We start from the raw sequence: 17,607 nt of genomic DNA, 5'->3' as shown, positions 1-17,607 counted from the left end.
CTTATAACTGCACCTCCCTGCTGCGCAGCAGCTTAATCTGAATCAGTGATACGATTAGGATCAATGTGAAAAGCACAAGCGATAGCGCTGTACCAAAACCTTGCCGTAACTCGCCGAAGCCGACTTTATAAATAATGTACGTCAGCGTTTCCGTTGCAAAACCAGGGCCGCCATCCGTCATAACGGCAATTTGGTCGAATATTTTCAAGGACGCAATCATCGATAGCATCATACACACCGTAAATGCGCCTGCCAGCAGCGGAAATGTGATGTGGCGGAATTGCTGCCACCGGTTGGCTCCGTCTATGCTCGCAGCCTCTGTCAGCTCTGGCGGAACGCCTTGCAGACCGGCTAGATAAATGATCATATAGTAGCCTGCGCCTTTCCATACGGTCGTAAGAATGATTGCCATCAAGGCATAATCCGGATTTCCAAGCCAATCGATTTTGAGAAAAGGAAGGTTCATATTATCGAACAATTGCGATAAGACACCGAAGTTATAATTCATAATGATCGTCCAGACAAACCCCATGACAATCCCGGACAATAAGGTTGGAAAATAGAAAATGCTTCGAAACATGTTGCGGAACCATCGAACTTGATCCACCAGCATCGCCAGCAGTAGTGCTAATATATTTTCCAAGACTACTAATACGACCGAAAGAATCAACGTATTCTTCAACGCATTATGGACGCGCTCGCTGTGCCACATCTCGACGAAGTTATCGAAACCAATGAAGCGAATATCTGAACTAACACCATCCCAAGAAGTGAAACTAAGGTATATGCTGCTTGCTGTTGGAACCATGACGAACACGGTATAAAGAATCAATGCAGGAATAAGAAACACGATGGAAAAGGATAGCCATTTTCTTTTTCTCTTTACAGGCTGTATGGTAGTCATTCTCTTAGCCTCCTAGTTAGCAGGAGAACCTCAGCTGTTAAGATGAGGTTCTCCGTGTGCAGCCTTTATGCCATTATTTTTTCATTGCCTTCACTTCAGTGTCCCACTCCGCGTCGGCCTTTTTCAGGCTATCTACGCTGAAATCGCCTTTCACAAGCCAATCTTGAACGGACTTGTAGAACCAGTTGCGGAATTGCGGCGGGATTTGGTTCGCACCCCAGAAGTTATTAATTTGCAGTGATTTTTTCACGTTAGGATCAGACATCATCGTTAGTACTTCTTGAAGCTGAGGAGAAGCTTCATATGTCACTTTTTCCTTCGTAGACGGAATTGCACTCGCCACTTTCAAATATTTCGGATATTGCTCTTTACTGAAGAAGAATTGGATAAACTGTGTAATTGCTGCTGTTTTGTCAGCATCTTTCGCTGCCCCGTTCGATAACGACCAACCACTTGGTTGTGCTACACCTACAACGTTGATAGCGCCGTTTTGATCAGGTACGGGGTACCAGCCGAAGTCAAATTTCGGATCTGCTTGTGCAATGGTCGGAAACATCCAAGGACCGGAAAACAAGCTCGCTGCCTTGCCGGTAACTAGCATCGAGGCCGTTTGGTTATCCGCTGTACTCATGTAACCTTTGTCCACGTATCCTTTCGTAAACAAATCCGTTAGCAACTGCATGGCTTTCGCCGGACCGGGATCCGTGAAGCTTACTTTCCCTTCCGAACGCTTGGAGTTCCAATCCGGATCTTTAATAAACACTTCGTCAATCAGGAATTTATTCACCCAGAAGCCCCAATGGAAGATGTCTTTACCACCGACGACGATCGGAGAAATGCCTTTCGCTTTCAGCTTTTCTTGTGCGGCGATGAAATCGGCATATGTCTTAGGCTCATCCGTAATGCCTGCATCTGCGTAAGCTTTCTTGCTATAGATGATCCCTTGTGGCGCAGGGAGCGAGATCGGTGCGTTGTACACTTTGCCATTAACTTGAGGTACGCTATCGAACAGCCCTTGCAGTTCCTTCGGCAGTTCCGCTAATTTCCCGGCATCGGCGAACAACTGCGTATCACGCATTTCAACTAGATCCGGGAATTCGCCAACCGCATCCTTTGTTTTCAAAAAGTCGAGATAGGCAGCAGATGTCGTTTCACTTAAATCTTTAATTTTAATGTTCGGGTTAGCTTTCGTAAAAGCAGCAATGGAATCCGTTACGGCCTGTTTAGTAGCGGGATCTCCAGTTGCATAAATGATGCTAAACGTCACATCTTTCTTCGGAGCGGCGGTCGCTGCTGCCGTGCCTGCCGGCGCTGAGCTTGATTTCGTATCTGTAGATTCACTATTACCACAGCCTGCTAATATCAATGCAATCACTGTCGAACTGACGAGTACTTTGGAAAAAATTTTAATCATATTATATGTAAACCTCCCTTTGTTCTGCATATGCTTTGAACAGAGCCAGGCGGTTCGCGAAGCCGCATCTTCTGTTATTCTGTTCCATGAATTAAGACTAACATACGGTGAAAACGGTTTGAATGAAGTTTTTTAAGCTTGATATGCATGAATTTAAGAAGCTTCAAAAGGTTAAGCGAATGGAAAAAGCAGCTTTCCTTGGGCATCCTACAGAGGCTAGAAAGAAAAGCTAGGTTGTCGCAATTTTCGACATCCTAGCTTTTAGTTTGACTTTTATACTCATGCGGAAGCTTGCCGTAGCACTTCTTGAACATGTCGCTGAACTGCCGCGGATTCTGGTAGCCAACTTGTTCGGCAATTTCATACACAAGTAGATCCGTATTCAGCAGCAGTCTAACCGCATGCTTCATCCGAATGTTGGTCACATACTGTTTAAAGTTTTCCTGCATATGTTTTTTGAAGAAACTGCTGAAATAATACGGGTTCATAAAAACCTGGGAAGCTATACTTTCGAGTGTAATATTCTGTTTGTAATGCTCTTCGATGTATTCTTTGATCCATTTCATCTGCTGCGCTTCTCGGGAGCCGCCCGAGCCGCTGACTTGATCAAGAATACCCATGACTTGCATGGTCAGGAAATCGGTCAAAGCTGCAAAGCGAGAACAGTGATGCATCTGCTGAAGCCAGTCCTTCCTCACCTCTGGCGAAATGTTTATCGCAATCCCAACCTCAGCCAGTTCATTGACGATGTCAATAAGCAAGGAATAGCCAGCCATAACAGCCGTTTCCTTGCTTCCATTAGCATGGATGTGGACATCTTTGAAGAAATCAGAGAGCAACACCTCGACATGTGCCTTATCCTTCGCAATAACGGATTGAATAATCGCTTGCTTGGCTTGCTCTACATTCGACTCTAGTCGATCATTGCCTTCATGCCGGGTCCACGCTAAGACTGTCCCTGCCTCTTCAAAATAGCTGCGAGCCATTGTATCCACTGCGGACTTATAGGCATAACGAATGTCTTCGAGCGAGTGAACCGGCTTCCCGATACTAATCGTCACATGGACTTTCAAATAAAAGAGCATCTTATCCCGCATCTCGCTGGCAAGCTGCTTCATATCCGCGCAGCTACTCTCGTGATTCACGATCACACACAGGTTCTCAGCCTTGCGAATGACAAGTCCACTCCCGTAATAACCAATCAGCTCCTCCGCCAAATTGGACACCGCAAATAGCAGCAACCGCATCTCATGTTCGCCCCATCTGCCGTCCTGTAACTGCAACCGCTCTAACTCCATAGAAAACACGGAGAAACTCGCCCTATTTAACGAAATCCCCAACGCTTGCAGCTTGCGGTTTGCTTCCTCCGGCCCGATATCCCCTTGGGTTAAACGATCGAATAGCTCCTCGAGCTGCGTTTTTTTATCCTTTTGCTCATAAACGGCCAACTTTCCTTTGGATGTTTGATCTTCGGTCGCCTCCTGCAGCTGCGTGATCGCTTTCTGAACCGCTTCGAGCAGCAAACTCTTCTCGATCGGCTTGACCAAATATTCAACGGCGCCGTAAGCTAAAGCGTCCTTTGCATACGAAAACTCCTGATAGGCAGAGATGAAAATAATTTTCGTCCGAAGCTGCAAGCTCTGCACGTGCTTAATCACATCTATTCCTGTTCCGTCAGGCATAGAAATATCTGTGATGACGAGATCTGGTTTGAACAGCTCGATTTGCTCCATCAAGCTTCGACCGGTCATCGCTTCGCCGATAATGTTAATACCGAGCTCTTGCCACGGGATGAGTTTCTTTAAGCCTTTAATAATGATCGGTTCATCATCAGCCAGAATGGCGTTTAGCACGGTTATTCACCTCTCTCGTTATAGGAAGGACCAGCCGAACCGTAGTCCCTATATGCTTGCTGCTAGTGATCTCAACGCCATATTCCATTCCATACAGGGCCACGATGCGCTCATGGACGTTAATGAGTCCAATACTGCTCCCCGTATCCAGCGAACTACTTTGCCCCAGATTATGTTGAACGGATGCCAATGTCTCCTCACTCATCCCCACGCCATCGTCGTCCACGGAAATAAAGAGTTGATTGGCTTCCGACTTTTCAATTGTGATCCTTATCGTACCTTTCCCTTGCTTAGGCATGATGCCGTGATAGATCGCGTTCTCCACAATCGGCTGTAGCGAAAGCTTGGGAATGGCGCAGTCTAATAAGTTACTGTCGAATCGGAAATCCAAGACAAGCCTATGCTCCCCGTACCGAATCACCATCAATTGAAAGTATTGCTCCACATTCGCTTTCTCCGCTCGGATGGGGACGGTTTCCTCGCCATAATCAAGCACATATTTAAGTTGGTGGGAGAGCGATAATATCATATCGCCCACTTCATTCGCATCTTCTGCAATAGCATTCATTCGGATGACTTCAAGCGTATTGTACAAATAGTGAGGTCGTATCTGACTTTTCAAGGCGTTTAGTTCCGCCTGCTTCTGCTTAAGCCCCGCAACGTATACGACGTTAATGTATTCTTGCAAACGCCCTACCATTTTATTAAAACCATGGGCCAGCAGCCCTAACTCATCTGCAGATTGAACCGTCACTTGAGTATCGAAATTGCCGGATTCGACCTTCGCCATTTCTCGCGTAATGCTTCTAATCGGTCTAGAAAACCGGTTTGAGAACCATACAGCTACGACAATCAAAGATACAATGCATAATCCAATCACGATTGTAATCGTTTGTAATAGTTGCTCCAGCTTAAGAAACATTTCTTTTTTATAAAATTCACCGATAATTTGCAGATGATTTGCTGCCGTTTCCTGCCGTAAATGCAGTATATCATCCGAGAGATTGGCTTCATACATCGTTCCGATCTCACTCGTATTATTGCAGTAGAGAATGATGCCATGTTCATCTACAACATAGACGCGATCACGATTATTCAGAGACATTTGCTTGAAAATTTCATGGAATGCCCCAAGTCCAACGTCCATATAAAATGTACCGACAAGATCCCCTTCAATTTTGGATGAACCCAGTACATCCGTTAAATTTCGCCCAAACGTCATCACCTGCTCAGTGGCCCCTAGGTAATACTCTTGTTTATGCGTCGGGAAAAAGGCAAGCCCATTACGGTTCTTCTCCATTTGGGATTTCCATTCTGTTCTTGGGTATTTATATTGATAATCTAAGGCCGCATTATTCTTGGTTAAATTATGGTAAGTGCCGTTCGGCTGAACGAAAAAGACGCTCAGCAGGTCGCGGTCCGTATAAAGTATCGTTTGTAGAAAATCGTTGACCGTCATCGTCAACCGATAATCGTTCTCCTTGCTAAGTGCCGCAATCGCTTGCCCTAACTGGCCATATTGCCCACCTACCCCATAGGAATACATAAGTTTAGAGATGTTGTTGTATTTCATGAACATATCTTCAACATTCCGACTCGCATAGAGCAGCATTTGATCATAATTGTTCGTTGCGTAGCGTTCCATAAATCCGCTGAAAGTTTGCAGCGAGATGTAGCTGAGGATAATTAAGGGGATAAGCCCAACCGAAATAAAGGAAAGCGTAAATTTGGCGAATATGCTCTTGTGCACTCGAAAAGGGTTCGATGTCATGATCCTGCCTCATTCCTGGCTTTAGATAATAAAGCTATTGTACCAGATTTCTGATGCAGAAATTTAAGCGAGAAGTGCGCTTTTTTAAGGAAGGCCGAATTGAACAGCTAATTCATGTCTACTCTCTAAAACAACAAAAAAATGAGTGAATTTGCCGCAGCCGGAGGCTTTGACAACTTCACTCATTTCAATAGAACTAGTTACATCCATCTCCCTGCTTGCACGCTAAGTTCATAACGAACGCATTACTTGATGTTGGTTGCGACATACGCAAGATCCCAGATATCAATTTTATTATCGTTGTTCATATCAGCGATCTTAGCTTTTGTCCAATTTGCGCTAGTGGAGTTCTTGCCATAGTAAGTAACAACCGTCGAAAGATCACCTACATCAGTGACGCCATCTGGGATTCCATCTTTTCCACTAATGTCTGTCGACTTGTAAGCCGTGGCCTTGAAGGTGTCGGTGGCACTATTAAGTGCTGCGAGAGCGCCGTCTACTTGTGATTGAGTAGAATTCGTGTCGTCTCTTACAACAATTGCTGCGTTGATTGCTACCTGGAATGCATCCTTAGCTGCTTGCGGATATTGGCCAGGTTTAATACCAACTACAGCTGTGTTGTACAGCGTTTGTGCACTCATAACAGCTGCAATCAAAGCAGTTTTATCCTGTGGAACAGCACTAACGGAAATAGTCTTACTGCTCGGTACCGCAGTAGTTACGGTTCCATCGGAACCGCCAATTTTCGCTTCAGAGACTGCAATGATCCCAGTAGTATTCTGAACACCAGCCTTTACTCCAAAGGTTACATTCAAGACAGCTGTGCTGGTTCCAGCTAGCCCTCCGAGATTTACGGAAATGATTCTCACTTTTCCAGGGGTAGCCGTATCTTCTCTCAGAACCTGAATGTTACTGTTTGTACCCGCTGCACTGACATAATCGAACACGCTGGAATCATAGCTTAGTGTGATATCCTGTGCGTATACGCTTTGTGTCACGCTATCCAGGCCAACAACTGCTGCGAAAGTACTTCCAGGTGTCACACTATCGTTAGCTGCGATTGTTGCTGTAAGCGAATTGGTTTCTCCATTACCGGGTGTATAGATTCCAAGATCGCCAAGGTCAATCGCATAATTGTTCTGAAGTTTCTCGTATTCGCCTTTAAAGAAATCTTCTAGGTATGAATGTCCAAGAACGAATCTGTCCGGATTCACGGCGCCATAGTAGCCGGCATTGGCATTGCTCTGACTGTCAAACAGCACATAGCTTCCCTGCCATCCTGAACCGGCTACACCCCAGCTGATGATGTGATCGATGTAAGGGGCGAACCTATTGAACAGTTTGTACATCAGGGCGTACTCATAACCAAGGGCGTCAGACTGTCTGACATTGAGCACTGCTGGAGCGACAGCTCCGCCGCCTGGGGTGCTAGTCGGTGCCTTAAGGTCAAGTTCTGAGTAGGCAATACCGGAAAGAAGGCCTTCGTCAATAAGAGAAGCATAGAGGGCCATGGCATATTGGTTATCGCTTGCAAGTGTCTTTCCAATCGAATCATGTCCCTGAATACCCATGTCTTCGATAAGGGGTCTTCCGTCATACAGCGGATCGGAGAGCCATGCCGTGTTCACTGCGCGAATCATGTTGTATACAGTTCTCGCTTTAGTGCGATTAGAAATGTCGTAATCGTTATAGGTCAGTTTCGGAGGATCATTTACGATATACGCATCAATGCTGCCTACGTTGTCGTGCCCGTCGAGCTTCATGTACGCCGGAAGGTTAGCGTAGTTGGCTTTGTAAGCCGCCGCCATCTTAGCGTTAGGGGCCGCGATGTGTGCGTTTTTGAAGAGCAGGTAAATGTAATGCTCGGTGATATCGCCGCCAATTAGATCATCCGACATTGCAGAAAGCCAGTTCGTATTTTTGAGTGACTGTCTCCAGCTGTTCGGATCCGCGGGGATCGTTTCGCTGTGACGGCTTTCGTGAACCTCTTCGTTAAGTACATCCCATGAATGGATGGGAATTACTCCGCGAGATTCACTTGAGCCATACTTCGTATCTGTGGTCAGGAAGTGCCGCATCACATACATAGTGTGGTTAAACTGCACTCTTCTGGCCATTTCTTTGTCTACTTTAACCGTAGTTGTAACGCCGTTGCCCAATCCGTAGTAATCAGTTGTTCCATTATATCCCAGGGTAAGGGTAGCGGGAATCATCTGTCTCATCCACGCAGGGGCCTGGTTGTACCATGCCAAAACGTGGGCGTGGGACTTATACTGTCCAGGAGTTCCGGAATCCCTGATTGCTTGATAAGAGCTCGTCGGGAAACTGTATTCACCTACACCAGGCGTGGTGGTTGCACCGCTCAGCGCCTCGCCAGTAACGCTTTTTAACCAACTTGGGCCGCGGGGATGCGTGCTTTCCGCCTTGAGATTGTTGCCGTCGACAAAGATTTCATAGTGATTAGCTCTGGTTCCGGTTACTGCTCCAGTTCCGATCGTACCGACCATGAACGTGCCATTCTGCTTGTTGTAAACATTCTTTAAAGGCGTTACGACACTCTGGTTTTCCTTGTTAACAACGTTAGGAAGCGCAACGCCGTTAGGGTCCGGTGCGGTGATTTTGATGTTGCCGACAAGAAGCATACCCGTTTCTGCGGGACGCCCATTCTCGCCATGGAGCTCAAGAATGAAGTTTGAGGAAGTACCTGTAGTGGCGGTAATGCTCGTGTGCTTCAACAACCAAGTTTCACCGTTGAAGGAGCCAATCCAGTCAGGGTTAAGGTTGTTGTACTCGTATTCCCTGAGATAGGAATCGATGTCAGAACCGGCATTCCTAATTCTCCACCTCATGAATTTTCCCTGCGCGCTCTTGGGATAGAACACATCAAACTCAATATTTGAGCCTGCGGGAACATCAACACTTGGAGACAACGGAGACTGAAGAGTCATTCCTCCGAAGGTGGTCTTTCCGTTATGGACGTAATTGATCTGGAGTACATCAGATTTGCCTTGGGAATCTGCAAATGGATACGGAATCATTTTGTATGTACCACCAGCAAAGTCAGCAGGGACACGGTTGTCAAGCGGGGTTCTTGAGGTCCAGACATTGCTTGGCGCAGTAATATTTACAGGTACTTTACCAGGGCCCGGATCAAGACGGAAATAGGGATCTGAACCGTCCGCTTTGATTTTCCCAGTGAAGCTCACTATGGCGTTTTGCAGACTGGCTATAGCTTCGCTGGTGGGAGTCATCGCATTGCGCGCGAACTCAAGCGCGTTATTAAGATCTTTGAGTTCGTTAGCGTACACCCAGGGGAACGCTTTGTTCACATCGGATCCAACGTCCGTGTTGCTAATCTGGAGCGGGAATTCCTCATTACCACTTTTTAAAGTTTCGGCTTTTGCGATAAGGTCGTTCAGTTCATGTGTCAGTTCGCCTCCAGCTGCGGCGGCAGGGACGGGGGCAAACGCAAATACAGAGAGAAGCATCATGACTACCAGCATACGTGAGACGTTAATTAAGGGATTTTGAAAATTCATCTTTGTTTACTCCTTTTCTTAAAAAATGACTACTAATAATATGATATACAAGCCTTAGAATGAACGCCATGGATGGATAATCGATCATTTGTACTTTTTTGGAAAGCGGTTACATTCAGTATGTTGTTCAGACAGCATTCGTTTCAGAAATCCTTTTGCTTAAAGTTTCAACTTCCTGCCGATCTGACCTACTATTCTCTATCAGAATTCTAGATGGCGGGAAACCTTTTATTTTTTTGAATACTTTACTGAAGTAATAAATATCTTCAAAGCCACATTTATAAGCGGCTTCCTGCACGGTAAATTCACCGCTAAGGAGAATATTCTCTGCATTATTAATTTTCATTTTGTTAATATACTCCTTAACAGATGCACCCATGTATTTCTTAAAAAGAGTGCCAAAATACGCTGTGGTCAAGCCAGCAATGGATGCTAGCACCTCAACTTCTATTTGATTTTGCAAGTTGCTCAAAATATATCTAATGGATCGCTGTATTCGTTTGTCTATGTTCACATTGTTGTCTTTATAGTATAAGGCCTTGAAATAGTAATGTAGGATCATAAGCAATAATGCGCGTGTTTTCAATTCATAACCTCTATTTTTCTTTAACCATTCAAATGTCAGCTCATTGTACAATGAATGCAATTCTTCGGGCTCACCGATATGAGATATTAAAGGAAACGGCAAATTAACATCCTTGCCTTCCCTATCGTAGATTTGGATATTCAGCGCATAACTGATCATTAGATTTGCAGTGTCCGTGGTTGCACTTCGACGACTGCCTTTAGGGATGCACAGGAGATCTCCTTGATTGACTTCATACACCGTTCCGTTAATGCGGTAGTAAGCCCTTCCTTTGAAAATATAAGTTAAATCGTAGAAATCTGTTGTCGCATCTTCAATAATCCAATTAGGTGTGGAGTTTCTATTGATAAATAATTCAATTTGAGGATTAATCCCGAGATATTCCATAGAAATTATCCTTTCAAATATAATATTCTAAAGCTAACAGCCCTTGAACGCCCATACTGGAGCGCCCAAGGGCTATTAGTCTGTTGGGGAAAGCAAGAAACATTAAATTGCCTAACTCGAGAGTTACAGCTTTATTGCCCCAAGAAATTATAAATAACTTGAGAGGCTTCTGCTCTAGTTCCGACTCCTTTCGGTATGAACAAATTGCCCTCTCTTCCCTCAATAAGATGCAACGCTCTCGCGTTCCTGACATAAGTCGTTGCCCATGAAGATACAGCATCCTCATCGTCAAAAGCGTTTACAGAAGGCACAGCAGTATTATTGTGTTGCTTTTCATATGCGCGCATAAGCATAGCGACCATTTCTTCTCGTGTGATCGATGCTTCAGGCGCAAAAGTCGTTTCACTCTTTCCTTCAACAATGCCAGACTTCACTGCAATCGAAACCTCAGGATAGAACCAGTCTGATACTGACACATCCGAGAAATTGCTATTTCCATTGTCGGTTAAATGAAGTGCTCTCACCAGTAAGGCAGTGAATTCAGCCCTAGTAATCTGACGTTCTGGCTCGAAATCCGTACTGCTTGTACCCGTTACAATATGCCTGGAAGCAAGCTCTGTAATCACATTTTTCGCCCAGTGAACATTAGGTACATCCTTGAAGTTTTTAGTGTACTCTATAGCAGCGTACTTACTAAAGTGATAAACCTCGGCAGATATGACTCCGTTTGCGTAGGTACCCCCTATAAACTCAAGCGTTCCATCATCCGCAATGTAATAAATGGAGACTAGTTTAGCATTTAGGGAAGGATCTACTTTGAATCGCAAAGTGATAGGTGTTGTGAAATTTTTCAATGACGTAATCTCATTCCCACCTGTGACTAGTTGTAAACTGAATTCGTATACGTTGCCAGAAGGTTTTAAATCAACATTATAAGACTGTTGGCTCTTGTCTATAAGTGTATCTGCGTCATTATCTGAAAGAGGTTTCATAGTGAATAAAAGCCTGCTGTCATTCCATTGTTCAAGTGATAAACTACCTCTTAATTGCTGCAACACCTCAGAAGGAAGCTCCACACTAAGATTATCTTTCTTAATCTCCAAATGTGTCTGGGGATCACTTCCAATTTGGTTCAACGGTATATTCGCTTCATTGGCAGCAGCCGGAAGTTCAATTATTTTTTTACCTTTACCATCATCTGTAATCTTTACTGGTTCACTAATAGGGTCAGTGGTTCCACTTCCACTTCCACCGCTACCATTGTTACCACCATTACCACCGTCACCACCGTTACCACCATTTCCGCTATTGCTATTCACAATGTTAATCGTTTTTTTAGAAACATCGACTGCATCTGAAGATTGCAATTGAGAATCAATTAAAGTGATCTTATCAAGCGAAATGTCGGCTGAACCAACAGAAAGACTTTCAAATGTAAGTGTATATAAGTTAACATTCCCATCTAATCCTCTTTTGGGTCCTACACTTGTGTGTGCCAATTGAAGTTGATTTCCGTTTTGTATGGTAGGGACTGTAAATTCATTTTTCACTTCGCTTACAGCAGTTATATATTTGAGCTTTGTCGAATCATACGTAAGGTTTAACTCATAGGCATATAAGTCATTTAGCTGCTGGCCTCGAATAGTAACCTTCAGTTCGCTGCCAACAGTTACTGAGTCGGAAGTTGTTGTCAGAACTAACTGAGGTGAATCCTCCGCATGTACAGGAGATACAGGAAGCAAATACATTGTGCATAGAAACATAATTGCAAGAACACTACCCATCAAACCTTGTCTTCTAAGCATACCTTCTTCATCCTCTCCTCCGAAATACCGGAAGGAAGGTATTATATAACCTTCCTCCGGAAACCATTGCTTGCTTTAGTAATTCAGGATAAGTCTTGCGATGAACGCAAGGTCAGAGATGTCAATTCGTCCGTTATGATTATTATCATAACGCTTAGTTTCGTTCCAGTCCGATGCATCGAAAGTTAAATTATAGCGGTTAGCTAAGTAGCCTAAATCACCGATTGTAGCTTGTGTAAGAATAGAATTCGTGAAGGTTTGCAGTGCGCTGCTAAGCATCATGGCCGACTGGTTGACCTGATCTTGTGTAGCAGTTGGATTCGATGCTACTCCTTGTGCAGAGCTAATAGCTGCTTGCAATGCCGCTTTGGAGCCGGATGGATATTGTCCCCACAGAGGACCATACGTTGCCGCATCGCGACTCGCGACTGCAGATTCAATAGCACTATTTAGAGCAGTTTTATCGATTACGATTGCTTCAATGGTAACGGTATACGGCGCACCGCTATTCACATTCGTAACAGTTCCGATTTCGTCGGATACTTTAACATTAGTCAGGTAAACGGAACTATTTACCGTACTGGATGTAGAAAGTGCCTTAAACTGGAATTGAAGAAGGTCCCCACTTCCGTACACGGCATTCGCTACTCCTTGAGAGTATGCCAGAACACGAACTTGTCCCGGAGCTATAACTTGACTATCTGCTACGATAACACCTGTTTTCAAGGATTGAACACCTTGAAGCTCCAGTTGGGAAGCGTTAAAGTTTAACGTTACATCCTGCGCATATACGCCTTGTGTTACGTTTACTAATCCATAGTTTACGTTAAATGACTGACCAGTAGTAACAGTCGTTGTTCCTGTTAGTGCCGCTGAGAATCCTGCTTGCCCAATAATAGTAAAGGCATTTACAGTTATTGTTGAGGTTCCTTTCGATAAGCTAAGTACATAATCACCATTTGATCCGAGGATTTGGGCGGTAACCCCAAGTGAAACTAAATTAGCATCATTATTAAGTAATTGTTGAGCTTTTGTTTTCAGTGTTGCTGCGTCATCACCCGTTGCATTCGGAACTGTAATCGTAGTACCGATTAGCGATGCTGCTTGTTCTACTGCCTGTTGATCCGCACTAACATCGCCTGAACTAGCCAATGTCTTCACGAATGTCACATTGGAGAATGTTGCTTGCAAATCCGCTGTCGCACTAAGATTGACTGCATACAATTGCAGTTTGGCATCATCAAAGAAAGCTGGAGAGAAAGTCGTCGCGACATTGGACGAAGTATTCCCTAATGGTGAGTAAGTTGAACCATTATCTCTTGAATAGTACCCTTGCACATCATTGCCAGTCTTTACAATGCGAAGATAATAGTCTGTGCCGCTTAAGGTTGTTTGGCCAGTCGTATTGGAATGTGGTGTTGTACCCACCATATCCGAATTATTGATTTTAATAGAAGTACTATTCTTTCTTGCATTGATTCGGAAGAATTCACCCGTGGAAGCTCGGCTCATCCCTAAACCAATTTGTGTATTCTCTGCAAATGAAGAATCACTTAGTGCTTTATTCACAGTGAGCTTCGCAGAAAGTGTCCAGTTCCCATTAGCTGTCCCCGGGAATTCCAGGATATTATGGCTAATTGGATAATCCGTATCCGCTTTTTGAGTTGCGACGGATGCTCCTGTTGCACTATAAGTTAGGGCACTTTGAGGATTCTGAGGATCCGTTGGGTTCGTTACCTTCCAACCCGTTGGAAGTCCATTGGCAAAATTTACGACCTCAGTAGTACTAAGTGCTATCTTATAGGTTTTCACATTTTGACCTTTAATAAAACGTACAACAGCAGTACCTTGCGTACTATCCGCTTGAGAAATACTTACTTGTACATCTTTATCATTCGTAGATGCCGTTACAGTTGGAATTGTACTTCCAGTTACCGTGTACGTATAGTCAAACTTATTAGCATCAAAGTTGGAAGGTTGCGCTCCATCAATGAAAACACTGTACGATGGTATCAAATCAGGTGTTAGTGATAGTTGATCTGCATAAAGAATGTTGGAATCCTTCGCATATAGAGCCAAAACAACCTTAGCAGTACCATCTGGTTCACTATAAGTGAATGGTTGGTTCGGTGTCTCATGCCAGTCTGCTATCTTGATATCTACAGGCTGGAAGGAGGTTAAGCTCAGTGGTCCGCCCTCAAGGATGCGGCCAACGAACTGGCCATTATTCCAATAAGCAGGATCCCCGGCCTCACGAGCTGCGTACGGTTCAGGCATATCGCGACCATTGATTGGGGTCATGCCTAGTTGATTACCTAAACTATCGTAATATACCAGTTGGGCTTCAACGTCCCCAGGGTTTTCAGCAGCAATATCATAGCTTCCTGGATTAGTCTTCATGGCGAGGAAGTACCCTTTGAAATTGTACTTTTCTCCCTTGACCAGTTTACCAGTAACATCTTGCCACAATCCGTCATACTGCCCTTGGGCGTTGACACGGTTGGCAATTTTTCCAGATCCAGCTACTTTCGATGTGTTGCTGTTTTTCAGATATCGAGATATACCCGAGTAGCTCTGAATGTTATCCGCTGTTAAAACTGGTCCTGTAACGGTCTGTTCAAACGTTCCATTGTTATAACGACCTGCAGACCAATTGTTTGTATTGGAGGCTGTTGTCGTATCAAAGTCTCCATTAAGTAGAATATTGCCTGGTATGGAAACCGTTGAGTTGTTGGCGGCTGTACTCCAATCGGAATCGTTGGCTCCGAATAAGAAACGGTCTACGGTAATCGTATCACTGGATCCGCTCGCAGCAGCTACGATATAGAGATCCTTATGGCCATATGCGCTAAGATCACCTGTATCTACCATATCCTGAAACTTGCCAAATTTATCATTAGCCGGCACGTAAATATCAGCTACTTTGGTTCCTTGAGATAAGATATCTCCTGTGTTGTTCACAGATGTTCCCACAGGCAAGACATAGGCTTGTAGATTGCCACCTTTAGCTGCCTTCGTCTGTGCGGTCAGGTATAACAAGTGTCTACGAACCACACCGCCGTTAGCAGAACCATCTGCAAAGTTTAGGTTTTTGTAGGCTAGATAGTCTCCATTTCTCAAAGTGACTGCCTCGTTGGCACGACCGGCATCACCTGTTGTGGTACCAGGTACGCTATTGTCATTTCCTTCCGCTTCAAGCGAAGAGAAAATATCGCGCTCGCCATCAAGACCGTTATAAGTGGCAAATGTGCCCTGTGACGGTACAATGGTAACGATGCTAGCCGAAGGGATGTCGATAACGAACTTGCCATTACTGACAGGAATCGTAGCCAGCTTCTTCTGGTTCTCACTACCCGAAGTGCGGAACACAGTTACGCTTGAGGTACCTGCAGGGAAGTCCTTCAATGTGAATTCCAATGGCTGAACACTGTCATCATTCTTCGCGTTTGACACTGTCATCGCAAAATCATTATTCATCGGATTCTTGAAACCAACAACATTAATATCGGTTGCAGGTGCGCGTGTCACATCAAAGCGTACGTCGCCCGGCTTAATAAATCTAGAGAAATGACCATAACCGTAAAAGCGTTTAAACAAACGGTATTCGCCAGTTAGTGTACTTGCGTGCCCAGCCTTCTGTTGGGAATTGGTGTGTGCGAAGCGAATCAGGTCGGAACCATCTGCTCCGTTGCTATCCCACATGCTCCACCAGACGAAACCATTGAAACCCGGATTACTGGTAAACATATTGGTCAACAGGTTGGACCAACGAACAGCATCATTGATATTCTGATTGTTATACCTTTGCGTATAAGCACCTGCAGAACCATCACCAGTATCCTGATTCATAAATTCGGCTTGCCATAACTTATATTTCGTCAGATATTCCGGATACTTGGATCCATCCTTGGTATAGTCCAATGGACTTTGGGAAAAGTCACCAGTATGGTACAGTTTCGTGTCATCTGTCCCGATACCGACCGTACCATACAAGTGAGTCGTAAACGTGTCGAGATATGGATTTTTATCTGTTGCATTACCCGGGTCAGTTTCAGAAAATACTGCGCCGCCTCTGCTTAAAGACGCACTAAGGTTGGTACCATCTACAGCAGCAAGTTTAGGTATGAAATCTATAATCTTACCACTTGGGTTCTTAATATCGTAGAGCGCACCGCCTGGCTGCATCGATTTCTTCAGGGTAGGACCGACGTAGCTGTCAATAATTTCTGTCACATAGGCAGCGCTTCCGCCTGCAAGGTCAACTTCATTAAACGGATTGATATCGGTAATGGGAATGCCGTACTGCTCCCACATACCTCGGATATAATTGACAAGATAATCAGCAAAAGCTTGGTAATATATTTTTACTGGCTTTCCATCGATTGTAGCAACGTCCGCTCGAATAATTTTGTTAGGTGCATTGGTTGATGAATTACTCATCCAATAAGGCGCAGTCCATGTGCAGGCATAGAATTGATTCACGCCATACTGCTGAGCCTGAAGCATTGTCCATACCTGATCGAAGTCGAAGAGCTCTTTCCGTGTTCGTGGTGTGTTTTTAATGATTACTGGATCTTGGCCTGGCGCACTCAAGAGATTGGTTGGGCCTCCGTCGTCATTAGCAATCGGTTGATTCCAAGATGGGGAATCCCATACAAAACCCTCTACAGGTACCAGTGTACCTGGGGCATGTTCAGGCTCGTTGGGCCAAATACTATCCGTATTCCCGTCATAGAAACGGTCGCTTGCTTCAATCTTATATCCGTACTGACCGGCCGTTCCTCTCATAGGAATCGGATTGTTCTGGATATCGAATCCTGGTTTTGTAACATCGGCAAGCAAGCCAGTCAAAGGGTTGAAGCCTGGGCTAGTTGCTGTCGCATTAGCCGTGGTGAGGCCACCGTTATCGCCGATGATGACACGTACGATATCGTGTCCAGTTCCGTCTTTCTCACTGAATGTCAGATTCAGTAAATGTCTGACAGTATCCTGATGGCCTGCTGAAGCAAGCTGCATCATATGGACGGAATCTGTGAAGGCATAAGCAGCACCTAAACCATCCATCGTCTGATATTGCGTATACCAGTTGGCTGTTACTGGTGCAGCGGTTACCGCTGCATGAACGGAAGGTGAAACCACCATAGGGGCGATGGCCGAGAGCATTAGAGCGCTAATCAAATTAATTGAAAGCGACTTGCGCCAATTCTTTATATTCATTCTACATGTTCCTCCTTAACTTTTTGAATACGCTTTCACACAGTACATCTTCGAATCTTCGCTAAAGCTCCATAGCAGCAATTCTAAACTGCATTTGTTATAGCCAAAACGTTTCGGAATGCTCGAATTCG

At 44.7% G+C, this 17,607-nt stretch carries 8 protein-coding genes; all 8 read right to left on the bottom strand.

Annotation, left to right across the window (positions count from 1 at the left end; translation table 11 throughout):
- Position 1 precedes the first annotated feature (1 nt).
- The 8 genes from A8708_RS01805 to A8708_RS01770 all read right to left on the bottom strand — a co-directional run bounded on the left by A8708_RS01805 (position 2) and on the right by A8708_RS01770 (position 17,476).
- Positions 2-904, bottom strand: coding sequence for a carbohydrate ABC transporter permease (locus A8708_RS01805; protein ID WP_068661836.1), 903 nt, complete (start codon positions 902-904; stop codon positions 2-4).
- Between the two features lie 73 nt (positions 905-977).
- Positions 978-2,318: an ABC transporter substrate-binding protein gene (locus A8708_RS01800; RefSeq protein ID WP_068661835.1), complete on the bottom strand. Its 1,341-nt coding sequence runs from the start codon at positions 2,316-2,318 to the stop codon at positions 978-980.
- Between the two features lie 254 nt (positions 2,319-2,572).
- Positions 2,573-4,171, bottom strand: a complete 1,599-nt coding sequence (locus tag A8708_RS01795) for a response regulator (protein WP_068661834.1) — start codon at positions 4,169-4,171, stop codon at positions 2,573-2,575.
- Positions 4,149-5,942: a cache domain-containing sensor histidine kinase gene (locus tag A8708_RS01790; RefSeq protein ID WP_068661833.1), complete on the bottom strand. Its 1,794-nt coding sequence runs from the start codon at positions 5,940-5,942 to the stop codon at positions 4,149-4,151. Before A8708_RS01790 ends, A8708_RS01795 begins: the two co-directional genes overlap by 23 nt.
- A gap of 245 nt (positions 5,943-6,187) precedes the next feature.
- Complete coding sequence (locus A8708_RS01785; RefSeq protein WP_068661832.1) at positions 6,188-9,481, bottom strand: endo-1,4-beta-xylanase; 3,294 nt, start codon at positions 9,479-9,481, stop codon at positions 6,188-6,190.
- A gap of 127 nt (positions 9,482-9,608) precedes the next feature.
- Positions 9,609-10,454 carry an AraC family transcriptional regulator gene (locus A8708_RS01780; protein WP_068661831.1) on the bottom strand — a complete coding sequence of 282 codons (846 nt, stop codon included), beginning with the start codon at positions 10,452-10,454 and terminating at the stop codon, positions 9,609-9,611.
- A gap of 131 nt (positions 10,455-10,585) precedes the next feature.
- Entirely contained in the window at positions 10,586-12,259 is a 1,674-nt protein-coding gene (locus A8708_RS01775; protein WP_068661830.1) for an S-layer homology domain-containing protein, read from the bottom strand.
- A 75-nt stretch (positions 12,260-12,334) separates the two neighbouring features.
- On the bottom strand, positions 12,335-17,476 hold the full coding sequence (locus A8708_RS01770; RefSeq protein ID WP_068661829.1) for a cohesin domain-containing protein: 5,142 nt from the start codon (positions 17,474-17,476) through the stop codon (positions 12,335-12,337).
- Positions 17,477-17,607 lie beyond the last annotated feature (131 nt).

The organism is Paenibacillus oryzisoli (assembly GCF_001653565.1).
In the GTDB taxonomy this organism is placed as follows: Bacteria; Bacillota; Bacilli; order Paenibacillales; family NBRC-103111; genus Paenibacillus_E; species Paenibacillus_E oryzisoli.
The sequence above is the reverse complement of the archived record's forward strand: the minus strand, read 5'-3'. Positions and strand labels throughout refer to the sequence as shown.